This window comes from Mycobacterium kyorinense, from assembly GCF_002101735.1.
Taxonomy (GTDB): Bacteria; Actinomycetota; Actinomycetes; order Mycobacteriales; family Mycobacteriaceae; genus Mycobacterium; species Mycobacterium kyorinense.
Genome location: NZ_LQPE01000008.1, coordinates 26,231 through 50,656, shown reverse-complemented (window position 1 = coordinate 50,656; position 24,426 = coordinate 26,231). Strand labels below are relative to the sequence as shown.

Annotated in this window: 24 protein-coding genes and 1 pseudogene; 3 read left to right on the top strand and 22 right to left on the bottom strand. The window is 69.8% G+C overall.

Going from position 1 to position 24,426, the window contains the following annotated elements:
* Nucleotides 1–2 precede the first annotated feature (2 nt).
* Nucleotides 3–437, top strand: coding sequence for a type II toxin-antitoxin system VapC family toxin (locus AWC14_RS01710; protein ID WP_045383018.1), 435 nt, complete (start codon nt 3–5; stop codon nt 435–437).
* Nucleotides 438–694: 257 nt separating this feature from the next.
* On the opposite strand, the gene AWC14_RS27880 is transcribed toward AWC14_RS01710, so the two are convergent.
* Nucleotides 695–886 (bottom strand): hypothetical protein, encoded by a 192-nt coding sequence (locus AWC14_RS27880; protein ID WP_142281509.1) that lies wholly within the window; start codon nt 884–886, stop codon nt 695–697.
* A complete protein-coding gene (locus AWC14_RS01705) occupies nt 874–1,185 on the bottom strand; it encodes a hypothetical protein (RefSeq protein ID WP_142281508.1) in 312 nt (103 codons plus the stop codon). The genes AWC14_RS27880 and AWC14_RS01705 overlap by 13 nt, the downstream gene beginning before the upstream one ends.
* 123 nt (nt 1,186–1,308) lie before the next feature.
* Between AWC14_RS01705 and AWC14_RS01700 the strand changes: the two are divergent.
* Nucleotides 1,309–2,001 (top strand): annotated as a pseudogene (locus AWC14_RS01700) (phosphoribosyltransferase); the annotation flags it as partial.
* Here AWC14_RS01700 and AWC14_RS01695 read toward each other — a convergent pair.
* The 20 genes from AWC14_RS01695 to AWC14_RS01600 form a co-directional block, all read right to left on the bottom strand.
* Nucleotides 1,998–2,342 carry a hypothetical protein gene (locus AWC14_RS01695; RefSeq protein WP_045385573.1) on the bottom strand — a complete coding sequence of 115 codons (345 nt, stop codon included), beginning with the start codon at nt 2,340–2,342 and terminating at the stop codon, nt 1,998–2,000. The pseudogene AWC14_RS01700 and the gene AWC14_RS01695 overlap by 4 nt on opposite strands.
* An 83-nt stretch (nt 2,343–2,425) precedes the next feature.
* Nucleotides 2,426–3,244 (bottom strand): DivIVA-like cell division protein Wag31, encoded by an 819-nt coding sequence (gene wag31, locus AWC14_RS01690; protein WP_045385575.1) that lies wholly within the window; start codon nt 3,242–3,244, stop codon nt 2,426–2,428.
* 228 nt (nt 3,245–3,472) lie between these two features.
* Complete coding sequence (locus AWC14_RS01685) at nt 3,473–3,763, bottom strand: YggT family protein (RefSeq protein ID WP_045385578.1); 291 nt, start codon at nt 3,761–3,763, stop codon at nt 3,473–3,475.
* A 102-nt stretch (nt 3,764–3,865) separates the two neighbouring features.
* A complete protein-coding gene (locus AWC14_RS01680; RefSeq protein WP_045385581.1) occupies nt 3,866–4,504 on the bottom strand; it encodes a cell division protein SepF in 639 nt (212 codons plus the stop codon).
* A 65-nt stretch (nt 4,505–4,569) separates the two neighbouring features.
* Nucleotides 4,570–5,325 (bottom strand): YggS family pyridoxal phosphate-dependent enzyme, encoded by a 756-nt coding sequence (locus AWC14_RS01675; RefSeq protein ID WP_045385584.1) that lies wholly within the window; start codon nt 5,323–5,325, stop codon nt 4,570–4,572.
* Entirely contained in the window at nt 5,322–6,020 is a 699-nt protein-coding gene (gene pgeF / locus AWC14_RS01670; protein WP_045385587.1) for a peptidoglycan editing factor PgeF, read from the bottom strand. The genes AWC14_RS01675 and pgeF overlap by 4 nt, the downstream gene beginning before the upstream one ends.
* A 29-nt stretch (nt 6,021–6,049) precedes the next feature.
* Nucleotides 6,050–7,189 carry a cell division protein FtsZ gene (gene ftsZ / locus AWC14_RS01665; protein WP_045385605.1) on the bottom strand — a complete coding sequence of 380 codons (1,140 nt, stop codon included), beginning with the start codon at nt 7,187–7,189 and terminating at the stop codon, nt 6,050–6,052.
* 182 nt (nt 7,190–7,371) lie between these two features.
* Entirely contained in the window at nt 7,372–8,274 is a 903-nt protein-coding gene (locus AWC14_RS01660) for a cell division protein FtsQ/DivIB (protein WP_045385589.1), read from the bottom strand.
* Entirely contained in the window at nt 8,271–9,728 is a 1,458-nt protein-coding gene (gene murC, locus AWC14_RS01655; protein ID WP_045385608.1) for a UDP-N-acetylmuramate--L-alanine ligase, read from the bottom strand. Before murC ends, AWC14_RS01660 begins: the two co-directional genes overlap by 4 nt.
* Nucleotides 9,725–10,891, bottom strand: a complete 1,167-nt coding sequence (murG, locus tag AWC14_RS01650) for an undecaprenyldiphospho-muramoylpentapeptide beta-N-acetylglucosaminyltransferase (RefSeq protein WP_045385592.1) — start codon at nt 10,889–10,891, stop codon at nt 9,725–9,727. Before murG ends, murC begins: the two co-directional genes overlap by 4 nt.
* Nucleotides 10,888–12,462, bottom strand: coding sequence for a putative lipid II flippase FtsW (gene ftsW, locus AWC14_RS01645; RefSeq protein ID WP_235216072.1), 1,575 nt, complete (start codon nt 12,460–12,462; stop codon nt 10,888–10,890). The genes murG and ftsW overlap by 4 nt, the downstream gene beginning before the upstream one ends.
* Nucleotides 12,463–12,489: 27 nt before the next feature.
* Nucleotides 12,490–13,917, bottom strand: coding sequence for a UDP-N-acetylmuramoyl-L-alanine--D-glutamate ligase (gene murD / locus AWC14_RS01640; protein ID WP_045385595.1), 1,428 nt, complete (start codon nt 13,915–13,917; stop codon nt 12,490–12,492).
* Between the two features lies 1 nt (nt 13,918).
* The gene (gene mraY / locus AWC14_RS01635) at nt 13,919–14,998 is read right to left on the bottom strand and encodes a phospho-N-acetylmuramoyl-pentapeptide-transferase (RefSeq protein WP_045385598.1); all 1,080 of its coding nucleotides are present in this window, start codon (nt 14,996–14,998) and stop codon (nt 13,919–13,921) included.
* Nucleotides 14,995–16,491 (bottom strand): UDP-N-acetylmuramoyl-tripeptide--D-alanyl-D-alanine ligase, encoded by a 1,497-nt coding sequence (locus AWC14_RS01630; protein ID WP_045385601.1) that lies wholly within the window; start codon nt 16,489–16,491, stop codon nt 14,995–14,997. The genes mraY and AWC14_RS01630 overlap by 4 nt, the downstream gene beginning before the upstream one ends.
* Entirely contained in the window at nt 16,488–18,014 is a 1,527-nt protein-coding gene (locus tag AWC14_RS01625) for a UDP-N-acetylmuramoyl-L-alanyl-D-glutamate--2,6-diaminopimelate ligase (protein ID WP_057003353.1), read from the bottom strand. The genes AWC14_RS01630 and AWC14_RS01625 overlap by 4 nt, the downstream gene beginning before the upstream one ends.
* 108 nt (nt 18,015–18,122) lie before the next feature.
* Nucleotides 18,123–19,997 carry a peptidoglycan D,D-transpeptidase FtsI family protein gene (locus AWC14_RS01620; protein WP_428838930.1) on the bottom strand — a complete coding sequence of 625 codons (1,875 nt, stop codon included), beginning with the start codon at nt 19,995–19,997 and terminating at the stop codon, nt 18,123–18,125.
* Nucleotides 19,998–20,065: 68 nt separating this feature from the next.
* On the bottom strand, nt 20,066–21,190 hold the full coding sequence (gene ftsL, locus AWC14_RS01615; protein WP_057003354.1) for a cell division protein FtsL: 1,125 nt from the start codon (nt 21,188–21,190) through the stop codon (nt 20,066–20,068).
* On the bottom strand, nt 21,187–22,398 hold the full coding sequence (rsmH, locus tag AWC14_RS01610) for a 16S rRNA (cytosine(1402)-N(4))-methyltransferase RsmH (RefSeq protein ID WP_142281507.1): 1,212 nt from the start codon (nt 22,396–22,398) through the stop codon (nt 21,187–21,189). Before rsmH ends, ftsL begins: the two co-directional genes overlap by 4 nt.
* The gene (gene mraZ, locus AWC14_RS01605) at nt 22,373–22,804 is read right to left on the bottom strand and encodes a division/cell wall cluster transcriptional repressor MraZ (RefSeq protein WP_045382941.1); all 432 of its coding nucleotides are present in this window, start codon (nt 22,802–22,804) and stop codon (nt 22,373–22,375) included. The genes rsmH and mraZ overlap by 26 nt, the downstream gene beginning before the upstream one ends.
* A 355-nt stretch (nt 22,805–23,159) precedes the next feature.
* Nucleotides 23,160–23,549, bottom strand: coding sequence for a DUF3040 domain-containing protein (locus tag AWC14_RS01600; protein ID WP_045382939.1), 390 nt, complete (start codon nt 23,547–23,549; stop codon nt 23,160–23,162).
* Nucleotides 23,550–23,757: 208 nt separating this feature from the next.
* Between AWC14_RS01600 and AWC14_RS01595 the strand changes: the two genes are divergently transcribed.
* The gene (locus AWC14_RS01595) at nt 23,758–24,357 is read left to right on the top strand and encodes a GNAT family N-acetyltransferase (protein WP_045382950.1); all 600 of its coding nucleotides are present in this window, start codon (nt 23,758–23,760) and stop codon (nt 24,355–24,357) included.
* Nucleotides 24,358–24,426 lie beyond the last annotated feature (69 nt).

Sequence of the window (24,426 nt, the reverse complement as noted above, 5' to 3'; positions counted from 1 at the left end):
CGGTGTCGCTTGTGTACTTCGACGCCAGCGCCTTCGTCAAACTTCTCACCACCGAGACAGGGAGCTCGCTGGCGTCCGCGCTATGGGACGGTTGCGATGCCGCATTGTCCAGCCGCCTGGCCTATCCGGAAGTCCGCGCCGCGCTCGCTGCAGCGGCTCGCAATCGCGACCTGACCGAATCCGAGCTCACCGATGCCGAGCGTGATTGGGAGGACTTCTGGGCGGCCACCCGCCCAGTCGAACTCGCGGCGACGGTTGAACAGCACGCCGGCCACCTCGCCCGAGCCCATGCCTTGCGCGGAGCCGACGCTGTCCATCTGGCCAGCGCGTTGGCAGTCGGCGACCCCGGCCTGATCGTCGCCGTTTGGGACCGACGCCTGCACACCGGAGCCCAAGCCGCCGGGTGCCGAGTCGCCCCCGCGCAACTCGACCCCTAGCCCGACCGATCGACATCAGAGGTGGGTCAACCCCAGCACGAACGACGATCAGGCACCGATTCGCCACGTCAGGACCCGTGTCGCAAATGGCCAAGTCCCCCCTCGGACACACGACCGAGGCGAGCGATGCGAATGCTCGCATTCACACCCGAGCCGATGGAGTGTGTTGAGCGGCGAAGCCGCGATCACATCCGGCGGCACGACTTAGGTTGGCCGTCGCCTTGACTTGTCGGAGGGGCGGGTCGTAGTCGGCTGGATCATGACAGCCCCGCCGAAGCTGGTGCCAGCGCATTGTCAATAGCGACCGCGAACAACTCGGCAAGCTGCTCGATGTACTCGTCGCGTTCCATATCGACGCTTCCCGCCAGCCATTGCGCCGTGGTGTCAGATTGGCCGACAATAATTATCAACGCTGCCAGTACCCTCGGACAGCGGCTCACACCAGCCATGTGATCAGCGCGAGTACCGCCAGGCACCAGGCGACTAGAGCCAGCAGCGCGCAGAGCGACCCCCACGCCGACAGTTTGTCCCCGCGGCCCGCGTTCTCCGCGGTGATGACCCCGATGCTCTTGGGCATGCCCTGGAAGAGATCTCGCCACGGCAGCCGCGACGCGGCGCGCTTGACTCCGGTGGGGTCCTCGGCGGTCCGGTTGTGCGGCGCCACCCCGATACCGTTGGTGAAGAGCACGATGCCGATCGCCGCCAGCACCGCTCCCACGATCACCAGCAGCACGGCAAGCCACAGCATCGCTTCGTCCTCCAATTGCACTGGCCGTCTTGCCGCTTCGCATTGCCCCGATGTGCTGTCTTCAAACGCCGCGGTTTCGTGCAGATGCCGGGTGGGAGCCGTAGGCTGGTATGGTCGGCGTGACAACGGCGGATACGACGAATGAATCGACCCAGCGGCTTTTTGCGGCGACCATCCCGGCGCACGTTCAGTGATCGCCGGGAAGCCGGCCGGGTGCTGGCCGAGGAGTTGACGTCCTATCGCGGCACCGACGAGCTGCTCGTGTTCGGGCTGGCCCGCGGCGGGGTTCCCGTCGCTTGGGAAGTCGCGTCGGCGCTGCACGCCCCCCTGGACGTGTTCCTGGTCCGCAAGCTCGGTGTGCCGCAGTGGTCCGAGCTGGCGATGGGCGCGCTGGCCAGCGGCGGCGTCGTCGTGATGAACGACAATGTGGTGTCGAGCCTGCGCATCAGCGACGAGCAGGTACGCGCGGTGATCGATCGCGAGAGCACCGAACTGAGCCGACGCGAGCAGGCGTACCGCGACGGACGGCCGCTCGCCGACCCCCGCGGCAAGACGGTGATCCTGGTCGACGACGGCATCGCGACCGGCGCAAGCATGCTGGCCGCCGTGCGGGCGCTGCGCGAGTTGGAGCCCGAGGCGATCGTCGTCGCGGTTCCGGTCGGACCGCCGTCAGCGTGTCAGCAGCTGGCGCAGGAGGCCGACGACGTCGTCTGCGCGACGATGCCGCCGGATTTCGAAGCCGTGGGACAGGTTTTCGTCGACTTTCATCAGGTCACCGACGACGAGGTTCGCGAACTGCTCGCCACCCCGACCTAGTGGTCGTCGGCGCCGCTGCCCCGGTCGTGCTCGGCCCGCACCCCGGTCTCTTCGTCGGCTGACGCGGCGCCCGCCTCACCGGACTCGTCCTCGGGATAGTCCGCGTAGTCGTAGTCGGCGCTCGCTTCGTCGGGTACGGGCGTGGGAGCGTCTGCCGATTTCTTAGCGGGGGCGCTGGTTTCGCGACGCTGCCGTTCCTGCAGCGCATCGATGATCAGCAGCACCACGCCGAGCACGCTGGCGGCGATGCACACCCACGCCACCAACTCGTTGCTGGTGACAACGGCGAATACCAAAGCGGCAAGGCCTATCACCGCTAGCACCAGCGCGATAATCAGCATCGCTCAACCTCCAGCCGACGGGGCAAAGACACTAAAGACTGCCAAGCACGCTACCGCCCGTCGGGCCCGGCACCTTCGATCTGTTAGTTATTACCCCGATTGAACTGGTTGAACCCACCGGCGTCGTTGGTGGCGCTAGAGTCGACGGGCGCTGCCGAGCCGCGCTGGCCGAGTTCCTCGAGCTGCGACTCCAGATAGGTCTTGAGCCGGGTGCGGTATTCGCGTTCGAAAGTGCGCAACTGCTCGAGCCGGCCCTCCAGCACGGTGCGCTGCTGGTTGATGGTGCCCATGATCTCGGAGTGCTTGCGCTCGGCGTCGGCCTGCAGCGCGTCGGCCTTCTCCTGGGCCTGCCGCAGCTGGGCTTCCGAGCGGGTCTGGGCGTCGGCCAGCATCGCGTCGGCCCGCTGGCGCGCCTCGGCCACGGTGGTTTCTGCCTCGCGGCGGGCTTCGGACAGGATCTGGTCGGCGTTGGTGCGGGCGTCCGCCAGCAGTTTGTCGGCCTCGGCCTTGGCGGTGCTGGTCAGCCGGTCGGCGGTGTCTTGCGCAAGGCTGAGCACTCGGGCGGCCTTCATGGCCTGGTCCTCGCTGACGGCGGCGGCCGCGGCGGGCTGCGCCGGCGCGGGGGTGGGAGTGGGTCGCGGCTCGGGCTCCGGCTCGGGTTCGTACAACGGCAGCGCCTGGGTGGGCTGGGCAGCGCCACCGCCGCCGGCGCGGGCGGCGGCCAGTTCCTGGTCCAGCTCGGCGACCCGCTGGCGCAGATCGGAGTTCTCCTCGATGAGGCGGGTCAGCTCGTTTTCCACCAGGTCGAGGAAGGCGTCGACCTCGTCTTCGTTGTAGCCGCGCTTGCCGATCGGCGGCTTGCTGAAGGCCACATTGTGGACATCGGCTGGTGTAAGCGGCATTGTTTGCCCCCTCGAGTCTGGACGGTCAAACCGATCTGGAAAGTGTAGATCGGCATGAACAGTGTCGTAGCCGTACTGCAACTGCCGCCCATCCTGTCACACCAGACCCGCCGGTTGCCGATGCGCCCGATAATTAAGACCGAATTTCAAACTTTAAGAGCCGTGAAATCAATGCCTTAAGAATCCAAAAAGCCGCTGCCGCAAACGGTCTTACCCGCCGGGGCCGGGTCAGACGGCGGCGCTGAAGGCCAATTGCATGCCGATGAACGCCACCAGCAGCAGCACCATGATCGACAGGTCGAAGCGGACGGCGCCGATGGTTAGCTGCGGGATGAGCCGGCGCAGCAGCTTCACCGGCGGATCGGTGAGCGACATGATGAGCTCCAGGACCACCACGGTGGCGCCCCGCGGCCGCCAATCGCGGCTGAACGACCGGATGAACTCGATAACTACCCGGGCGATCAGCAGCAGCCAGAAGATGAACAGCGCAAAGCCCAGGATTTTGAAGAACACCGCCAACGAGAGCCCGACCTTACTGATGAGGATGTGACATTCACGACAGCGCCGACGGCGGCCGGCGCGGTGAGTGTCAGCCTACCCGGCCACGGGTAGCGGGCCCGGTTACTGGTAGGCGTAGAAACCGGTTTCGGCGATCCGGCGGCGTTCCTCCGGGGTCACGTCGACGTCAGCGGGCGAGAGCAGAAACACCTTGGTCGCGACCTTGTCGAACGACCCCCGCAGCGCGAACGCCAGCCCGGCGGCGAAATCGACCAGCCGCTTGGCGTCGGCGTTGTCCATGGACACCAGGTCCATGATCACCGGGGTGCCGTCGCGGAAGCGCTCGCCGATGGTGCGGGCTTCGCTGTAGTCCTTGGGCCGCAGCGTGGTGATTTTCGACAGCGGGCTGCCCTCGTCGAACAGCATCGCCATCCGGCGCGGGTCCATCGCCAGCGCGCCGCGCGTCGAGCCCCGCAACGCGCCGAACCGCGGCCGGGCCAGCTCGGTGCGCTCGTAGTCGCGGGACCGGAATCGGTGGTCGTCGGCATAACCGCCGCGGTAGCTGCCCGGCGGGTAGTCGGCGGGCTCGCCGCGCGGGTCGTCGTAGTCGCGCCCCTCGTAGCGGTCGTACCCGTCGTCGCTGAACCGGCGGCGCGAGTAGCCGTGCTGGGTGGGAGCGCGGTCGTCGTCGTAGTACTCGTCGTCGTAGTCCTCCATCGGCGCCATACCGAAGTAGGCCTTGACCTTGTGGAGTGTGCTCATCTCGGGACCCCTTCTTGGCGGCTGAAGATTCGGTGTCTGTGATGAATGTGACTGGAGTGACTAGTTCACGGTGACCGTAACGGTCGGCGGCCCATTAACGCGGTACCGACACGCACACAGGTCGAACCATGTTTGACAGCCGCTTCCAGGTCGTTTGACATGCCGGCCGACAATCCGACCGCGTTCGGGTGCGATTGCAAGACCCGGCGGTGCTCGGATTGCAGCCGCGCGAACGCGGCGTCGGCATCCCAGTCCAGCGGCGGGATGGCCATCAACCCGACCAATTCCAGGGCCTCGGCGGTCTCGACCCGGGCGCAGATTTCGTCGACGGCGTCGGGTTGGTCGACGTCGACGCCGCCGCGAGACACGTCGCCGTCGAGGCTGAGCTGGACATACACCCGCAGCGAGTGCTCGCGTCGGCCTTCCTGCAGCGCCGCGCCCACCGCGCGTTCGAGCGCCGTCACCACCCGGATGCTGCTGACCGAGTGGGCGGTGTGCGCCCAGGTGGCCAGCGACCGGGCCTTGTTGCGTTGGATCTGGCCCACCATGTGCCACTGCACCGCGGCCGAGGCGGGGCCCAGCAACTCTTGGAGTTGTCGCACCTTCGCCGACGCTTCCTGTTCCCGGGATTCGCCGAACGCCGGGCATCCCAATCGCGACAAAATAGCCACATCGGTTGCCGGAAAGAATTTGGTAATCGGCAGAAGTTCAATTTCGTCGACATTGCGGCCGGCCGCCTCGGCGGCCGCGGCGAGGCGTCTCCGCAGTGCGCTCAAGGCGTCGGCCAATTCGGATTCCCGGTTGCGCAGCACGGCGGTCATTCGATCCACACCACCGACGCCATCCGGCCGGTCGGCGCGCCGCGGCGATGGCTGAACAGGCTGGTGTCGTCGACCGTGCAGCGCGGGTCGACGTCGATCGCGCTCACCCCCAAATCCTTGAGCTGGCAGACGATTCCGGCGCGAAGGTCCAACCCCGGGGTGCCGGCCGCCGTGGTGGTGCGACTTCCCGGCAGCGCCGCCTCCACCTCGTCGGCCATCGCGGCGGGCACCTCGTAGTTGCGGCCGCTGACCGCCGGGCCGAGCAGCGCGGAGATGTCGTCGGTGTGCGCGCCGACCGCCAGCATTGTCTCCACGGCGCGGGCCACCACGCCGGCCGCCGCGCCGACCCGACCCGCATGCACTGCGGCCACCACCCCGGCGCGCGCATCGGCCATCAGCACCGGCACGCAGTCGGCGCTCAACACCGCCAGCGCCAAGCCGGCCTCGGCGGTGACCAGGGCATCGGTCGCGTCGACGGCGGTGTCGCGCGGGCCCTCGACGACCTCGACCCGGTCGCCGTGGACCTGGTTCATCCAAATCAGCGGGTGCCCGATGGCCGCGCCCAGCCGGGCCCTGTTGGAGGCCACCGCGGCAGGGTCGTCGCCGACGTGGTCGCCGAGGTTGAAACTGTCGTACGGCGGCGCCGAGACGCCGCCCGCCCGGGTGGTCGTCACCCGCCGGATGCGAACGCTCACGTGCCCAGTATCCGTGCGGCGGCGAGGGGTTAGCGCCGCATGAACGGCGGCACGTCGACGTCCTCGTCGTCCTCCCCGCCGATGTCCAAGGTGGAGCCGTTGGTCTGCAGCGGCACACTGACCGCGTCGGCGGGCTCGAAGAGCGGCGAGGACACCTTGCCGGCCTTGCCGGGGGCGATGGTTTGGGCCTGGCCGCCGCCGACGATCGGCTTGCGGCCCGGCCCGGCGGCGTCGAAGCCGGCCGCGATCACCGTCACGCGGACTTCGTCGCCCAGCGAGTCGTCGATGACCGTGCCGAAGATGATGTTGGCGTCCTGGTGGGCCGCGTCCTGCACGAGCGAGGCGGCCTCGTTGATTTCGAACAGGCCCAGGTCGCTGCCGCCGGCGATCGACATCAGCACACCGCGGGCGCCCTCCATCGACTGCTCGAGCAGCGGTGAGTTGATCGCGATCTCGGCGGCCTTGAGCGCCCTGCCGTCGCCGCGGGCGGAGCCGATGCCCATCAGCGCCGTGCCGGCTCCGGACATGATGCCTTTGACGTCGGCGAAGTCGACGTTGATCAGACCCGGCGTGGTGATCAGGTCGGTGATGCCCTGCACGCCGTTGAGCAGCACCTCGTCGGCGCTGCGGAAGGCGTCCATCAACGACACCGCGGCGTCGCCCATCTGCAGCAGCCGGTCGTTGGGGATCACGATCAGGGTGTCGCAGCTTTCCCGCAGCGTGGTGATGCCGGTCTCGGCCTGAAGGCCACGCCGCTTGCCCTCGAAGGAGAACGGCCGGGTCACGACGCCGACGGTCAGCGCGCCCAGCTTGCGGGCGATGCTGGCGACGACGGGTGCCCCACCGGTTCCGGTGCCGCCGCCTTCCCCGGCGGTGACGAACACCATGTCGGCCCCGCGCAGCAACTCTTCGATCTCGTCCTTGGCGTCCTCGGCGGCCTTGCGCCCCACCTCGGGGTCGGCGCCGGCGCCCAAGCCGCGGGTGGAGTCGCGCCCGACGTCGAGCTTGACGTCGGCATCGCTCATCAACAGCGCCTGGGCGTCGGTGTTGATGGCGATGAACTCCACGCCCTTGAGCCCCTGCTCGATCATCCGGTTGACGGCGTTGACGCCGCCTCCGCCGATACCCACGACTTTGATGACGGCCAGGTAGTTATGCGGGGGGGTCATCATTCCGTCTTCCTCCCTGTGGGACTTTGGCCTGCTCGCGTAGCCGCCTGGCAAACCTCAACCTCAAGTAAAGGGTTAGAGTTATGTCAAGTAGTTCCGCGCAAACAGAACGGTATGGGCACGACGCGCGCTATCGGTGCAGGCGCGCCGACGCGCGGCACGCAAATTTTTCCGGTCGGCGCCTACTTGACCGTCGGCAGATCGGGGCTGGACACGTCGTAGGTGTGCCCGGGCTGGGTCAGCAGCGCCGCCAGCTTCTCGGCCTTCTCCTCGGTGCGGTCGGTGGTCCCCCAGACCACCGCGCGGCCGTCGGTCAAAGTCAGCGTGATCGACGAAACCGACGGCGCCGCGACCCGGCCGACCTGTCCGGCCACCTCCGGGCGCAGCGCGGTCAGCACCTCCAGGGCGGCCTTGGTCGCCGGGTCGCCCGGTCCGGGATTGTCGACGTCGAGGTAGGGCAACGCCGGCGGTGGCGGCGCTGTCGCGAAGTCGACGCCGTCGCGGTCGTAAAGATGCGGGCCGTCGGGAAAGTCCTTGACCACCACCGGGATTCGCTCGACGATGGTGATCCGCAGCGCCGACGGGTACCGGCGCTGGACCCGCGCACTGGCCACCCGGCGGATGGCCGCCACCCGGTCGGCGACCGCGCCGGTGTCAATCTGCAGCAACGGCGTTCCCGGCCGGACTTTCGCCGCGTCGAGCACCTCCTCGCGGGTGACCACCCCGGTCCCGGTGACCACGATGCTGCGCGCCGACATCACCGGCGTGAAATACAGAATCAGTCCCAGCCCGACGGTGACCAGCGACACCAGGATGATCGCCACCGCCAGCTTCAGTCCCCGAACCGCCCCTCGCGGAACGGGTTTCGACTCGCCACCGTGTCCGCGGGCCCGGCGTTTGGCTTCGCGGCGAGCCTGCTCGATCGCCCGCGCGCGGGCCTGCGCCGCGCGGCGCTCGGCGCGTTCCCGGCGGGCCCGCCGGCGAGGCCCCTCGAATTCCCCGGGCGGATCGCCCTCCAGCGGCGGGCCGGCGGCGAAGATCGGCTCGGTCGCGACCTCGGCGGGGGCATCGTTCGGATCGGTCACAGCAACATCCCCGGCCGTCCCGGCGTGCTGCGGTTGGCCCGCACCCGCAGCGCGGTGAGAATCTCGGGCCCCAGCATGGTCACGTCGCCGGCTCCCATGGTGACGACGACGTCGCCCGGCCCGGCGGCCGCGGCCACCGCCTCGGCGACCGCGGAGAAGTCGGGCACGTAGTGCACCGGCACACTGACGTGCTCGACGACGCTGGCGCCGCTGACACCGGCCAGCGGCTGTTCGCGTGCCGCATAGACGTCGAGCACGAAGACCTCGTCGGCCGCGTCGAGCGCCCGGCCGAACTGTGCCGCGAAATCCCTTGTGCGCGAATATAAATGGGGCTGGAACACTGCCACCGACCGGCCGCTGCCGCTCTGCTCGACCAGGGTGCGGACCGCGGCCAGCGTCGCGCTGATCTCCGTGGGGTGATGCGCGTAGTCGTCGAACACCCGCACCGACGCGGCGGTGCCGATCAATTCGAATCGGCGGCGCACCCCTTCGAACCCGGCCAACCCGTCGAGCACGCAGTCGGGCGCAGCCCCGATCTCGACGGCGGCCAGCAGCGCGCCCAGCGCGTTGAGCGCCATGTGCCGGCCGGGCACCGACAGCCGCATCACCCGCGGGCGGGTGTCGCCGGCCAGCTCGATCTGCGCGACCGCGCCGGTGCCCTGCTGCTCCCACGACAGCAGCCTGCCGGCCAACTGGTCGCCCGACGATCCGTAGCGCAACACCCGAATGCCCAGTGCCGCAGTGCGTTCGGCCAGCGCCGCCGCGCCGGGGTCGTCGGTGCAGACCACCAGTGCCCCGCCGGGGGCCAGCCGTTCGACGAACGAGTCGAACACCGCCGCGTAGGCGTCGGTGCTGCCGAAGAAGTCCAGGTGGTCCGATTCGATGTTGGTGACCACGGCGACGTTCGGGGTGTATTCCAGCAGCGAGCCGTCGCTTTCGTCGGCCTCGGCGACGAAATAGTCGCCGCTGCCGTGGTGGGCGTTGGTGCCGGCCTCCCCCAGCTCGCCGCCGACTGCGAACGAGGGGTCTTTGCCGCAGTGCTGCAACGCGACGATGAGCATCGACGTGGTCGTCGTCTTGCCGTGCGTGCCGGTCACCATCAGCGTGGTGCGCCCGGCCATCAGCTTGGCCAGCACCGCCGGGCGCAACACCACCGGGATGCCACGCCGACGGGCCTCGACGAGCTCCGGGTTGGTTTTCGGGATCGCGGCGTGCGTGGTGATCACCGCGGTGGCGCCGCCCGGCAGCAGATCCAGCGAGGATGCGTCGTGGCCGATCCGGATCACCGCGCCGCGCGCCCGCAGCGCGCGCACCCCGCGCGACTCCTTGGCGTCCGACCCCGAGACCATCCCGCCGCGGTCCAGCAGGATGCGGGCGATGCCCGACATGCCCGCTCCCCCGATGCCGACCATGTGGACCCGCTGCAGCTCGCGGGGCAGCGGCTCGGCGGTCATCGCGGCCCCCGGCGCACGGCGCACGCCACGTCCAGCGCGACGCGCGCGACCTGCTCGGCCGCGTCGCGGTGCCCGACCCGCGCCGCCGCCGTCGTCATCGCCGCCAGCCGCGGCGCGTCGGTGAGCAGCCCGGCGACCTGCTCCGCCACGAAACCCGGCGTCAGCTCGGCGTCGGCGACCAGCATGCCGCCGCCCGCGTTGACCACGGGCAGCGCGTTGAGCCGCTGCTCGCCGTTGCCGATCGGCAGCGGCACGTAGACGGCCGGCAGGCCGACGGCCGACACCTCGGCCACGGTCATCGCCCCCGACCGGCAGATCGCCAGATCGGCGGCGGCGTAGGCCAGTTCCATCCGGTCGAGATAAGGCACGGCCACATACGGCGGGTCGCCGGGCGCCGGGGCGCGCAAGTCGAGGGTGTTCTTGGCGCCGTAGGCATGCAGCACGGCCACGCCGGCGGCGGCCAAGTCGGCGGCGGCCGCGGCTACGGCCCGGTTGATCGAGGCCGCGCCCTGCGAGCCGCCGAACACCAGCAGCACCCGGGCGTCGTCGGCGAAACCGAAGTGCGCGCGCGCCTCCGCGCGCAGCGCTGCGCGGTCCAGCGAGGTGATCGCCGAGCGGACCGGCACGCCGACCACCTCAGCGCGCGGCAGCCCGCAGTCGGGCACCGCGGACAGCACGCGGTGCGCGGAGCGGGCCCCGACCCGGTTGGCCAGCCCCGCGCTGGCGTTGGCCTCGTGGATCACCACCGGGACGCGACGCCGGCGCGCGGCCAGGTAAGCCGGCAGCGCCACATACCCGCCGAACCCGACCACCACGTCGGCGGCGACGCCGTCGAGCACGGCGCCGGCTTGCCGGACCGCCCGCAACACCCTCGGCGGCAGCCGGAGCAGGTCCCCAGTCGGCTTGCGGGGCAACGGAACCGGGGTGATCAGCTCGAGGTGATAGCCCCGCTTGGGAACCAGCCGGGTCTCCAGGCCGCGCGGGGTGCCCAGCGCGGTGATGCGGACCTGCGGGTCCAGCGCCGCCAGCGCGTCAGCGACGGCCATCGCGGGCTCGACGTGTCCGGCCGTGCCGCCGCCGGCGAGCACCACCGACAACGACGTGCCGCCCGGCCGGGAGTTGCTGTTCACCCCGCTGGTCGGCTCTGTGACCGAGTCCCTCACCCGTAACGTTGACCTTCCAGTGCGCGAGCACGTCTGCCGCGTGCGTGCCGCTGTTCATGCCATGGTGGCGACCCGCCGCGTCCGGCTGCGCCGCGCCGGCGTTCGCCACGGTTGTGATGCGGCGACCCGCCGCGCCCGGCTGCGCCGCGCTTGCGGTCGCCACCTCCATCATGCCGCCCCCGCGCCCGCGCGGTATCCCCAGACCGCCGGGCGGGCCGGTCGGCCGTGCGGGCCCGGGCCGGCCGAGCAGCCGGCGGCGGGTTCTGCGGGCGGGCACGCAGGCGGTCGCGCAGCGCCTCCACCCGGGTCGGCGAGTACGGCTCGGGCAACGGCAGCCGGAGCAGCCGGTTCATCCGGTCGTCGCGCCCGGCCCGCAGCGCGGCCACCGCCTCGGGTTCGTGGCGCGCCGCGTTGGCCATCATGCCGATCATGAGAAGTGTTGTGGCCGTTGATGTTCCACCCGCAGAGATCAGCGGTAGCTGGATCCCGGTGACGGGCAGCAGGCCTATCACGTAGCCGACGTTGATGAACGACTGGCCGAGCACCCACATCGTGGTGGTGGCGGTCAGCAGCCGCAGGAAGGGGTCGGCGGAGCGGCGCGCGATGCGCATCCCGGTGTAGGCGAACAATCCGAACAAGACCAGCAGCCCGCAGGCACCCACGAACCCGAGTTCCTCGCCGATGATCGCGAAGATGAAGTCGTTGTGGGCGTTGGGCAGGTAATTCCACTTGGCGGTGCCCTGGCCAAGACCATGGCCGAAGATGCCGCCGTTGGCCAGCGCAAACTTCGCCTGCCGAGCCTGATAGCCGGAGTCCTGCGGATCCTGCCCGGGATCCAGCCAGGACCGCACCCGCTCGGACCGGTAGCCCTCCGACATCGCCAGGATCGCCGCGGAGACGACGACCGCGAGCAGCGAGCTGCAGAACACCCGCAGCGGCAGACCGGCGTACCAGAGCAGGGCCAGCAGGATGATGCCCAGCGATACGGTCTGGCCGAGGTCGGGCTGGGCCACGATCAGTGCCAGCGCGATCACCGCCGCCGGCACCAGCGGGATCAGCATCTCCCGCAGCGTGGCCCGCTCCATCCGCCGGGCCGCCAGCAGGTGGGCCCCCCAGATGGCGAATGCGATCTTGGTCAGCTCGGACGGCTGCATCGAGAAGCCGGCCACCACGAACCACTTGCTGGAGCCGTTGGCGACCGTGCCGATCCCAGGAACGAGCACAAGCACCAACAGCACGATGGTGATCGCGAACCCGGTAAACGCCATGCGCCGCATCAACCGCACCGGCACCCGCAGCGCCAGATAGCAGGCCACCAGCCCGATCACGGTCCACAGCACCTGACGCCCGAAAATCAGCCAGGCCGATCCGTCGACGTCATAGGAGCGGACGCCCGAGGCGGAGAGCACCATTATCAGCCCGAGCGTGGTCAGCAGCGCGGCCACCGCGATGATCAGATGAAACGACGTCATCGGCCGGCCCAGCCAGGTGCCGAAGCGGGTCCTTGGCGCGGCTGCGGCGGTGGCCAGCGCCTCGGCCGCTGCCCCACCCTTGCGATCCCGGTGCAGCAACCGGGCCAGCGCGTTGGTCACCACCGCCTACCGGGGCGTGGCGCGCACCGCGGCGGCGAACGCGTCGCCGCGGTCGGCATAGCCGCTGAACTGGTCGAAGGATGCTCCAGCGGGGGCCAGCAGCACGGTGTCGCCGGGCGCGGCCAGGTCACGGGCGGCGGCGACGGCGGCGGCCATCACGCGACTGCCGGACGGCTCGCCGGGCAGAGCAACAACTCTTGTCACAGGAGTCACACGAGACTCAGCAGTCGCATGCATATCAGCATCCTCGCCTGTCACAAGCTCCACGACGGGGACATCCGGCGCGTGTCGCGATAACGCCTCGGCAACCTTGCCCCGGTCGCGGCCGATCAGCACCGCCCCGACCAGCCGCGACGCGATCCTGACCACCGCTTCGTCGACCGAGGCGCCCTTGAGCAGGCCACCGGCGATCCACACCACCCGCGGGTAGGCCAGTACGGACGCCTCGGCGGCGTGCGGGTTGGTGGCCTTCGAGTCGTCGACGTAGCTGATCCCGTCGACGACGGCGACCAGCTCGGCGCGGTGCCGTCCCACCCGGAAGTTCGCCAGTGCCCGCCCGATCGCGTCGGGGCCGACACCGACGCTGCGGGCCAGCGCCGCCGCGCCCAGCGCATCGAGCACCCCCACCGGCCCGGGCACCGGTATCGACGAGACCGCGGCCAGAGCCACGTCGTTGGCGAAGGCCCTGTCGACCAGCTGACCGTCGCGCACGCCCAGCTCGCCGGCGGCGGGTTCGCCGAGCCGGAAGCCGACCCGCACCGGGGCCGGCGCGGTGTCCAGCAGCGCCGCGGCGCGAGCGTCGTCCAGCCCGACCACCGCCACTCGGCCGTGCAGAACCCGCGCCTTGGCGGCGGCGTAGTCGGCCATGCTGCCGTGCCAGTCGAGGTGGTCCTCGGCGATGTTGAGCACGACACCGGCCTCGGGGCGCAGCGACGGTGCCCAGTGCAGCTGGAAGCTCGACAGTTCGACGGCCAGCAGGGCCGAGGACTTTGAGGGCTCGCGCAGCACGTCCAGCACCGGGTTGCCGATGTTCCCGCAGAGCCGGGCGTCCAGGCCCGCCGCGGTCAGCATGGCGTGCAGCATCGACGTGGTCGTGGTCTTGCCGTTGGTGCCGGTGACGGCCAGCCAGCGACGCGGCGGGCCGTAGTGGCCCGACGCGTCGAGCCGCCAGGCCAGTTCCACGTCGCCCCAGATCGGCACCCCGGCCGCCGCCGCCGCGGCCAGCACCGGCGCCGTCGGCCGGAAACCTGGGCTGGTGATCACCAGGGCGTAGTCGGTGATGTGCTCGGCGGCGGTCGACGTGTCCAGGGTTGCCACCGCCGGGTCGTCGTCGCACAGCGTCGCCGTCGCGCCCAGCTGGGCGAGTGCGGCGAGCACCGACTGCCCGGTGATTCCGCCGCCGGTGACCAACACCTGCGTGCCGGACAACTCCACGTCAGCCGCCGGTCGCCGCGAGCCATTCGCTGTAGAACAGCGCCACACCCAGCCCGCAGCTGATCGCGGTCAGCAGCCAGAACCGGATGATCACGGTGGTTTCGGCCCAGCCGACCAGCTCGAAGTGGTGGTGGAACGGCGCCATCCGGAAAACCCGGCGACCGGTGGTGCGAAACGTCAGGATCTGCAGCACCACCGAGACGATCTCGGCGACGAACAGCGAGCCGAGCACCACCGCGAGCAGCTCGGTGCGGCTGGTCACCGACAGCCCGGCGATGATGCCGCCCAGCGCCAGGGAGCCGGTGTCGCCCATGAAGATCTTGGCCGGCGCAGCGTTCCACCACAAAAAGCCGATGCAGGCGCCCGCCGTCGCCGCCGCGATCAGCGCCAAGTCCAGCGGGTCGCGCACGTTGTAGCAGCCCAGCCCCGGCGCGGTGGCGCAGGCGTTGCGGTACTGCCAGAACGTGATCAGCACATAGGCGGCGCAGACCATGGCCATGGCTCCCCCGGCCAGCCCGTCTAGGCCGTCGGTGAAGTTCACCGCGTTGGACCAGGCGCTGACCATCACCACGCAGAACAGCACGAACAGCGCGGGAGCCAGTGTGACAGTGGCGATTTCGCGTACATACGACAGGTCGGCACTGCCCGGGGTGAGGCCGTCGTTGTTGCGGAAACCCAGCACCAGCACGCCGAACAGCACGGCGGCGGTGATCTGCCCGACGGTCTTGGCGGTCTTGTTCAGCCCGAGGTTGCGCGACCGGCGGATCTTGATCAGGTCGTCGACGAACCCGACGCCGCCGAGCGCGGTGGCCAAGAACAGCACCAGCAGCCCCGACGCCGACGGGCCCTCGCCGTCGAATGCCATGCCCGCGACGTGGGTGCCCAGATAACCCGCCCAGATGCCGGCCAGGATCGCGACCCCGCCCATCGACGGCGTGCCGCGCTTGGTCTTGTGGCTCGGCGGACCGTCCTCGCGGATCTCGTGGCCGAAGCCCTGCCGGGTGAACAGCCGAATCAGCAACGGGGTCAGCACAATCGACACCGTCAGCGCAATGGCGACGGCGATGAGGATTTCGATCATCGGGCGGCGTCCCGGCCCGTCATCCCCGGCTCGCCGAGCAGTGCCTCGGCCAGCGCGCCCAGCCCGGCCGCGTTGGACGCCTTCACCAGCACCACGTCCCCCGGCTGCAGCTCAGCCCGCAACAGCGCCAGGGCCGCGTCGGCGTCGGCGACGATGGTGGCCTCGCCTCCCCACGAGCCCTCCATGACCGCGCCGTGGTGCATGGCGTTCATCGACCTCCCGGTTCCCACGACAATGAGTCGAGACACATCTAAGCGCACCGCCAACCGGCCGACGCGATCATGCTCGGTAATCGTGTCGTCGCCGAGTTCGGCCATCTCGCCCAGCACCGCCCAGCTGCGCCGTCCGCCCCGGGCCATCCACGCCAGCGCCTGCAGGCCCGCCCGCATCGAATCGGGGTTGGCGTTGTAGGCGTCGTCGATGACGGTGACGTCGTCGGCGCGGGTGGTCACCCGCATCCGGTGTTGCGAGACCGGTCCTGCGCCGGCCAGGGCGGCCGCCACCTGATCCAGGCTCGCGCCGCATTCCAGCGCGACCGCCGCCGCACACAACGCGTTGCCGACCTGATGGTCGCCGTGCACGGCCAGCGCGACGTCGACGGCCTGTCCTCCGGCGTGCAGGGTGAACTGCGGGCGGGCCAGCTCGTCGAGGTTCACCGGACCGGCCCACAAGTCTGCGGGTTCGTTGCGGCTCACCCGCACCACCCGGGCGGCGGTTTTGTCGGCCATCGCCGCCACCGCCGGGTCGTCGACGTTGAGGACGACCACCCCGGATTCCGGAACAGCTTGCGGCAGTTCGGCTTTTGTGCTCGCGATAGCCTCGCGGGAGCCGAACTCGCCGAGATGTGCGGTGCCGACGTTGAGCACCACCCCGATCGCGGGTGGGGCGATCGCGGCCAGCGCCGCGATGTTGCCGGGGTGGCGCGCCGACAGCTCGAGGATCAAGTAGTCGGTGTTTTCGGTGGCACGCAGCACGGTCCAGGGGTGGCCGAGCTCGTTGTTGAACGACCCGGGCGGCGCCACCACCTCGCCGAGCGGGGCGAGCACCGCGGCCAGCAGGTCCTTGGTCGACGTCTTGCCCGACGAGCCGGTGATACCGACGATGGTCAGCCCGTTGGCGACGAGCTGCGCGGCCACCGCCGAGGCCAGCTTGGCCAGTGCGGCCAGCACCGCCGCGCCCGAGCCGTCGGTGTCGTGCTCGAGAACGCCGGCGCGACTTGATGCCTGCCGGTCGGGGGTCACCACGATCGCCGGCACCCCCACCGGCCGCGCCGCCAGCACGGCCACCGCGCCTGCCGCCACCGCCGCCGCGGCGTGGTCGTGGCCGTCGGCGCGTGCGCCCGGCAGCGCCAGGAACAACCCACGCGGCGTGATTTTGCGGGAGTCGAATTCGACGGTGCCGGTGACGTGCAAGTCGGCGGCGTCGCCGGGCGAGATGTCGGCCAGCTCGCCGCCGACGATCTCGGCGATCTGGGCGACGGTCAGGTCGATCACCGGCGCCGCTCCTCCAGGGCGGCGGCGAGCTCGACGCGGTCGTCGAACGGGCGGGTCTGCCCTCCGCCGCTCTGCCCGGTTTCGTGGCCTTTTCCGGTGACCAGGACGATGTCATCGGGGCCCGCCCATCCGACCGCGTGCCGGATGGCCGCGCGGCGGTCGCCGATTTCGATAACCTCCGCGGTGCCTTCCGTTGTGCCGGAAAGGATTTCGCGACGGATGGCGGCCGGGTCTTCGCCGCGGGGGTTGTCGTCGGTGACGACGACGAGGTCGGCCAGCTGCGCGGCGATCCTGCCCATCGGCGCCCGCTTGCCCGGGTCGCGCTCGCCGCCGGCCCCGAACACCACGGCCAGCCGGCTGCCGGGGCGACGTAGCGACATCAGCACGGCGCTCAGCGCGCCCGGCTTGTGGGCGTAGTCGACCACCGCCAGGAAGTCCTGGCCGCGGTCGATCTGTTCGAGCCGGCCGGGAACCCGGATGTCGCGCAGCCCGGTCGCCGCTTGCTCCGGCGACACCCCCAGCACATCCAGGATGGCCAGTGCGACAAGCGTATTGGCGATGTTGTAGCGGCCCGATAACCCGATGCGCACCCGGTGATGCACTCCGGCGGGGTCGACGGCGGTGAAGTCGTGGCCGCCGGCGCCGGCCGTGATGTCTTCGGCGCGCCAGTCCGCGGCGGCGCCCTCGGCGCTGACGGTGATCGCGGCGGCGGCGCGGTCGGCCATCGCGCGGCCGGCGTCGTCGTCCACACACACCACCGCGGTGCGGGCGTGCAGCGGCGAGGCCGGGTCGAACAACCGCGCCTTGGCCTCGAAATAGTCGGCCATGGTCGGGTGGAAGTCGAGGTGGTCGCGGGACAGGTTGGTGAAGCCGCCCACCGCGAAGCGCACGCCGTCGACGCGGCCAAGGCTCAGCGCGTGACTGGACACCTCCATCACTACGGTGTCCACCCCGCGTTCGGCCATCGCCGCGAGCTGGGCCTGCAGTGCGGGCGCCTCCGGCGTGGTCAGGGCGCTGGGAACGTCGGCGCCGTCGATGCGGATGCCGATGGTCCCGATCAGTCCCACGGTCCGTCCGGCCGCCCGCAGACCGGCCTCGATCAGGTAGGTCGTGGTGGTCTTGCCGGACGTGCCGGTGATGCCGACCACGGCAAGCCGCTCGGACGGATGCTCGTAGATGGTGGCGGCGAGTTCGCCGAGCACCGTGCGCGGCGACGGGTGAATCAGCACCGGCAGCGGCCCCAGGGTGTCGGCCAGTTGCGCGACCCCGTCGGCATCGGTGAGCACCGCCACGGCGCCTCGCGCGACCGCGTCACCGGCGTAGCGCGCCCCATGGGTCGACGCGCCGGGCAGCGCGGCGAACAAATCTCCCGGCTGCGCGTCTTGTGCCCGCAGCGTGACGCCGGTGACCGACAGCTCGGGGACCACGCTGCCCGCCGCGGAGACGGCGCCGATCTGGTCTGCCAGCGCCGACAGCGGCACGCCGGACCCGGCGCTGGGCCGCAGCGCAGTGGGCACCGTCATCACCTCCGTCCGCTGCCTGTTTCAGGCGTCGTATCAACGCCGTTAACGGCCATGACACCTTATCGAGCCGCGCTCGGCAGCGGGTCGCGGAGACGGTCCTTACGGCCGTTAGGCCTGCAGGGTCAGCGGTGGCCCAGGATCGGGCGACAGCGGCACGTTTTCGCGCTGCAGCAGCCAGCCCGCGATGTTGTGAAACAGCGGGGCCGCCGTGTGTCCAGGGGCGCCGTCCGAGGAGCGCTGCGGGTTGTCCATCATGATCCCGACGACGTAACGGGGATTGTCGGTGGTGGCCATCCCGGCGAAGGTGATCCAGTACACGTCGTCGAAGTAGCAGCCACATGCCGGGTTGATCTGCTGCGCCGTCCCGGTCTTTCCGGAGATCTGGTAGCCCTCGATTGCAGCCGCCGGCCCGGTGCCCTGCTGATAGCCCATCGGGTCGCGCTGCACCACGGCACGCAACATGTTGCGCACCGTCTGCGCGGTCTCCGACGACACCACCCGAACACCTTGCGGCCGCGGCTCTTCCGTGCGAGTGCCGTCCGGCGCGATCGTCGCCTTGATGATCCGCGGTGGCATCCGCAGCCCGTCGTTGGCGATCGTCTGATACATGCCCGTCATCTGCAGCAGCGTCATCGAAAGCCCTTGCCCGATAGGCAAGTTGGAGAATGTGCTGCCCGACCACTGGTCGATCGGGGGCACCAGCCCCGCGCTCTCACCGGGCAGCCCGACGCCGGTGCGCTGCCCCAGCCCGAACTTGCGCAGCATGTCGAACCAGCGGTCCGGGCCGACACGCTGGGCCAGCATCAGCGTGCCCACGTTGGAAGACTTCCCGAAAATGCCGGTGGTGGTGTAGGGCATCACGCCGTGGTTCCAGGCGTCGTGCACGGTGACACCGCCCATGTGGATCGAGCCCGGCACCTGCAGCACCTCGTCGGGGTTGGACAGGCCATATTCGATCACCGACGACGCGGTGATCACCTTGTTCACCGAGCCCGGCTCGAACGGTGACGACACCGGCAGGTTGCCCATCTGCTTGTCGCCCTGGCGGCCGATGTCCTGCGACGGGTCGAAGGTGTTGTCGTTCGACATCGCCAGCACCTCACCGGTTTTGGCGTCGAGCACGACAGCGGAGACGTTGCGGGCCCCGGAGGCGTTCTTGGCCTGCTGCACCTGTTGTTGGACGTAGAACTGGATGTCGTCGTCGATGGTGAGTTGCACCGTCGAACCGTTGACGGCCTTGTGCTGGTTGCGGTAGCTGCCCGGGATAACGACGCCGTCGGACCCGCGGTCGTAGGTCACCGACCCGTCGGTTCCGGCCAGCACCGCGTCCAGCGAGTCCTCTAGACCCAGCAGCCCGTGCCCGTCCCAGTCGATGCCGCCGACGATGTTGGCGGCCAGCGATCCGCCGGGGTATTGGCGCAAATCCTGGCGCTCGGCACCGACTTCCGGGAATTTCGTGGTGATCGCGGTGGCAATGGCCGGGTCGACCGCGCGGGCCAGGTAGACGAACGTCTCGTCGCTTTGCAGCTTCTTCAGCACCGTCGCGTTGTCGGGCTTGTTGCTCAGCCGCGCCGAAACCTCTTTGGCGATATCGCGCAACCGCTGCGCAGGGTCGGGGCTGTGGGCATCTTTTTGTTTGGCCTCGGCCAGTTGTTTGCGGATCTTGCGCGGTTGGAAGGTCAGCGCCCGTGCCTCGATCGTGAACGCGAGCTGGTCGTTGTTGCGGTCGACGATGCTGCCGCGCACCGCCTTTTCGACGTCGGTGACCTTGAGTTGCCCCGCGGCCTCGGCCCGTAGCCCGGCGGCGCGCGGCACTTGAAGGTAGAACAGCTGCGCTGCGGCGACGAGCAGCGCCACGAAGATGACCGCGTTGCCGGCTCGGTGCCGAAACACGAACGACGCGCCGCGCGCGCCCAGTTCGGCGGCTTGGCGGGTACGGCGTTGACGTGCCGAGTGGCCCGACGCAGCGTTCTTGACTTCGATTGTCCGCCTTGGCTTCCGGACGTCGTGGCCGCGCTGCGACGAGCGGGCCCCGTTGCGCTTTTTGCCTCTCACCTGGCCACGCCCGGGGTCGTGACGGTTAGCGGGCCGAACTGCTCGCCGTTGGTCGGCGGCGGCGCGACGGGCGGTGCGATCGGAGCAGCGGGCACTGCGAGCGGAGCAGGTGCCGGCGGCGCGGCAACCGGCGGACCGGCCGCGCCGGCCGGGGGCACCACTTCAGGAGCCGCGGGTGCGACGGGCGGCGGGCCGGCCACGGGCGGTGTGCCCGGCACGGGCAGTGGACCCGGGACCGGAGCCACGCCCGGCGCCGCGGGCGCGCCGGGCACCGGCGGCATGTCCTGGGCTGGCAAGTGCGGGCTGCCCAGCGTCGTCGCACTGTTGGGGTCGCGGACCATGACTTCCGGTCCGGCTGGACCCGGGACGACCGGAGCCCCCGGCGTGAGGCGCATCGGCACCTCCACCGAATTGGGCCGAGCCGGTGGCGGGGCGGGTTTTTCGTCCGGCAGCTTGGTGTTCAGCGGTGGCGGCGGGGCGCCCTCGGCCGGCTTGGGCGTGCCGACGACAACCCAGTTTCCGCCTGGATCCTGGATCAGGTGGGCGGTGTCCTTCGTCGGGATCATGCCCAGGCCGCGAGCGGCCTCCGCCAGCGCCGGGGCGGCCTGTGCCTGCAGCACATCACGTTCGAGCGCCTCCTTCTGCTGCTGCAACAGTTGCGTCGTCTTGCGGGCACTGCCCAACTCATAGGACCGCTCGGCGGAGTCGGTGGACAACCACAGCGTGACGCCCAGCCCGGCGCCCAGCGCGCCGATGATCAGCACCACGAACGGCACCTTGGCCGCCAGCGTGCGCGGCCGCAGGTCGATCGACGCCAGCCGGGCCAGTAACCGCTCCCGAAGCGGAGGCCGAATGACCTTGGGCGCCTTGGCTTTCCGCGCCTTGGCGCGCGCCTTGGCCTGGCTGGCGCTCTTGGGTCGTGACGGCCGCTCGACGGGCCGGGGTGTGGGCGTGGTCTGCGGTGCGGACCGGGTTGCTCGCGGTTCGCGGGCCGGGGCCGAGGCCTTTTTCGGACGGCGACCCGTCGTGGGCTCAACCGGGCGACGCGGGCTCTTCGGAGGGGCAGCCTTGCGACGACGCTCGCCGTCGCGGCGCTGCGGCGCTTGGCGTTTGGCCTTCATCGGTCGCCCCTCCTTGACTCCAGTCGTTGCACGGCCCGCAACCGCACCGCGGCGCTGCGCGGGTTGCGCAGAATTTCGGCGTCGTCGGCGCGTTCGGCGCCGCGGGTCAACGACGTGAATTGCGCTGCATGGCCGGGTAGTTCGACCGGTAACCCGGTTGGGGTGCGCGACGCGGTGGCGTCGGCGAAGGCCCGCTTGACGATGCGGTCTTCCAATGACTGATATGCCAGAACCAAGATGCGTCCACCGGCCGTCAGGGCATCCAGCGCAGCTGGTAGCGCGGCAGTCAACGAATCCAGTTCGCTGTTGACCGCGATGCGCAGCGCCTGGAACGTGCGCTTGGCCGGGTGTCCGCCGGTGCGCCGGGCAGGCGCCGGAATCGCCTGGTAGACAAGCTCGACCAGTTCACCCGTCGTGGTAAACGGTGTGGCCGCGCGGCGGCGGACGATCTGCGCGGCGATGCGGCGCGCGAACCGCTCCTCACCGTAGCGGCGCAGAATGTCGGCCAGCGCGGCCTCGTCGTAGTTGTTGACGATGTCGGCTGCGCTCAATGGCGACCCGGGGTCCATCCGCATGTCCAACGGCGCGTCCTGCGCGTACGAGAATCCTCGCTCGGGCCGGTCGAGCTGCATCGACGAAACACCGAGATCGAATAGGATTGCGTCCACCGAACCTCTTGCAGCATAACCGGATTCGGTGAGAGCGTCGGCGATGCCGTCATAGCGGGTGTGCACCAGTGTGACCCGGTCGGCGAAGCGCTCCAGCCGCTTGCCGGCGGTGTCCAGCGCGGTCGGGTCGCGGTCGAGTCCGATCAGCCGAAGGCCCGGCAGCGCGGCCAGGAATCGTTCCGCATGCCCCCCGGCGCCGAGGGTGGCGTCGACGAGTAGAGCGCCTGAGCCGTCGGAGTAGCGGCGGGTCAGCGCCGGGGTCAGCAGCTCGACGCAGCGTTCGGCCAGCACGGGGACATGACCGAAATCGCCTGTGGCGTCAGGCACCGCAACACCTCCCCCACGAGTACAGCGAGCGATCGCCCGGTTGGTCGGCGGGCGACCCGCCGCGCCCGGCTCCGCCGCGCTTGCGATCGCCCGCACATCGAGGTCCCTGTCCGAGAGCACGAACCTGGCGTTGGGGAAGTACGTCAGGGTCGGTTCGGGCAGAGGCCACGGTGCACGGGCATGCGCCTCAGATGATGTCGCCGAGTGCTTCATCGCTGGCCGCGGAGAAGTTCTCTTCGTGGGTCTGTTGGTAGTCGTGCCAGGCCTGGGCGTCCCAGATCTCGAGGTAGTCGACCGATCCGATCACCACGCAATCCTTCGACAGGTTGGCGTAGCGGCGGTGATCGGCCGATAACGTGATCCGGCCTTGAGCGTCGGGATGCTGTTCGTCGGTCCCGGCGGCGAGGTTGCGCAGGAACGCCCGCGCCTCCGGGTTGCTTCGCGACACCTTGCTGGCCCGGCGGGCCAGTTGCTCGAACTCCGCGCGCGGATAGACAGCCAGGCTGTGGTCTTGGCTTTTGGTGACCATCAACCCTCCTGCCAGCGCGTCGCGGAACTTCGCGGGCAGCGTCAGCCGCCCCTTGTCGTCGAGCTTGGGCGTGTAGGTGCCCAAGAACATCTGGCCACCTCCCGCCACGGGGCGGAGCCTGCACTCCGCCTCTCCCCACGACTTCTGCCACCATACCCCACAATCCCCCACTTTGCCCCATTTGTTGAGTAAGAGATATATGTTTCGGCTGGTTCACCCGCTGCCATGGCGGGCGAGAGACCGGCGGCGCAAGCCCGGCACGTCGAAAAAACCCACGTCAGCGGGCAATCAGACGGCTAGTGGGGCGTGGTGGGGCGTCCGAGCCTGCGTTGACGTCACCGAGCCCTGCATGCAGCGCGCGATTTTCCACAAACTCACGCCGTCACGCAGGCTCGGCGGAACAAAAAAGGGCAGCCCTGCGGCTGCCCCATGGTCGGTGTGACGCTTACTCGTCGAAGCGGCGCCGGAACCGATCTTCCATCCGGCTGGTGAACGAACTACCGGTGCCCTTGATGCGGCGCTGTCGCGGTCCGGGGAGATCCGGCTTGGCCGACAGGCGCGGCCCGGTGATGGCGTAAACGACACCGCCGAACATCACCAGGAAGCCGAGCACCGAAAGGATCGGGAAGTTACCGATCATGGTGGCCTTGAACGCCACCCCGGAAACCAGCATGCCCAAGCCGATTACGAACAGCGCGGCACCCTGCAACCGCCGCCGCGCCGTGGGCGCGCGCAATCCACCGCCGCGAACGCTGGAGGCGAACTTGGGATCTTCGGCGTAGAGAGCGCTCTCGATCTGGTCGAGCATGCGCTGCTCATGATCGGAGAGTGGCATTCGTCCCTCCTTGCCGACAAGCTGTGACGTGACGATACCCGTTACATGGGCAACTAACTCAGATGATACGAGGTCGATCTGCGCCGTACCACTGGTTCGTCAGCAGATTGTAACTGCGTCAGATTGCCGGTCCCCACCGAGACCGCCGGTGAAGATAATGGGCGATGGAAGCATGGCACCAATGACCGTCCGAGGAGGACACCGCGAGTTGGCGACATTCCTCATCGATCTGTCGCCGCACGACATGCAGCGCCGTCTCGATGACGCCTTGGGCGTGTACGTCGACGCCATGCGTTATCCCCCGGGCACCGAAAACCAGCGCGCCGCTATGTGGCTGGAGCACATTCGGCGCCACGGCTGGCAGGCCGTCGCCGCGGTGGAGGTCGACGTCGAGCCCGGTGGGATGCCGTCGGCCGAACAGCTGAGCAACGCGCCGCTGCTGGGCGTGGCCTACGGCTACTGCGGCGCGCCCGATCAGTGGTGGCAGCAGCAGGTGGTGGTGGGACTGCAGCGCGTCGGTCTGCCGGCCCCGGAAATCTCCCGGCTGATGACCAGCTACTTCGAATTGACCGAATTGCACATCCATCCGCGGGCGCAAGGCCGCGGCCTTGGCGAGGCGGTAGCACGTCGCCTGCTGGCCGGGCGAGGCGAGGCGAACGTGCTGTTGTCGACACCGGAAATCAACGGCGAAGCCAACCGGGCGTGGCGCTTGTACCGACGGCTGGGCTTCATCGACATCATCCGCGGCTACCACTTCGCCGGGGACCCACGGGCATTCGCGATATTGGGCCGCGCGCTGCCGCTATAGCAACAGGTCTGGCACGATGACCTGGTGCATGCCCGCGGCATCCAGGCCCTCGCCAGACCACTGACATCT

What these genes read in the sequence shown, in the direction of transcription:
- AWC14_RS01625 (WP_057003353.1), bottom strand. Translation starts at nt 18,014, where the DNA reads ATGACGGTGCCCACTGCGCTGCGGCCCAGCGCCGGGTCCGGCGTGCCG.
- AWC14_RS01675 (WP_045385584.1), bottom strand. Translation starts at nt 5,325, where the DNA reads ATGACCGCCGTGCTGCGCAACCGGGAATCCGAATTGGCCGACGCCTTG.
- ftsL (WP_057003354.1), bottom strand. Translation starts at nt 21,190, where the DNA reads ATGAAGGCCAAACGCCAAGCGCCGCAGCGCCGCGACGGCGAGCGTCGT.
- murC (WP_045385608.1), bottom strand. Translation starts at nt 9,728, where the DNA reads ATGACCGCCGAGCCGCTGCCCCGCGAGCTGCAGCGGGTCCACATGGTC.
- AWC14_RS01680 (WP_045385581.1), bottom strand. Translation starts at nt 4,504, where the DNA reads ATGAGCACACTCCACAAGGTCAAGGCCTACTTCGGTATGGCGCCGATG.
- mraY (WP_045385598.1), bottom strand. Translation starts at nt 14,998, where the DNA reads ATGATCGAAATCCTCATCGCCGTCGCCATTGCGCTGACGGTGTCGATT.
- AWC14_RS27880 (WP_142281509.1), bottom strand. Translation starts at nt 886, where the DNA reads ATGGCTGGTGTGAGCCGCTGTCCGAGGGTACTGGCAGCGTTGATAATT.
- wag31 (WP_045385575.1), bottom strand. Translation starts at nt 3,244, where the DNA reads ATGCCGCTTACACCAGCCGATGTCCACAATGTGGCCTTCAGCAAGCCG.
- rsmH (WP_142281507.1), bottom strand. Translation starts at nt 22,398, where the DNA reads ATGAAGCACTCGGCGACATCATCTGAGGCGCATGCCCGTGCACCGTGG.
- AWC14_RS01600 (WP_045382939.1), bottom strand. Translation starts at nt 23,549, where the DNA reads ATGCCACTCTCCGATCATGAGCAGCGCATGCTCGACCAGATCGAGAGC.
- mraZ (WP_045382941.1), bottom strand. Translation starts at nt 22,804, where the DNA reads ATGTTCTTGGGCACCTACACGCCCAAGCTCGACGACAAGGGGCGGCTG.
- AWC14_RS01695 (WP_045385573.1), bottom strand. Translation starts at nt 2,342, where the DNA reads ATGCTGATTATCGCGCTGGTGCTAGCGGTGATAGGCCTTGCCGCTTTG.
- ftsZ (WP_045385605.1), bottom strand. Translation starts at nt 7,189, where the DNA reads ATGACCCCCCCGCATAACTACCTGGCCGTCATCAAAGTCGTGGGTATC.
- AWC14_RS01705 (WP_142281508.1), bottom strand. Translation starts at nt 1,185, where the DNA reads ATGCTGTGGCTTGCCGTGCTGCTGGTGATCGTGGGAGCGGTGCTGGCG.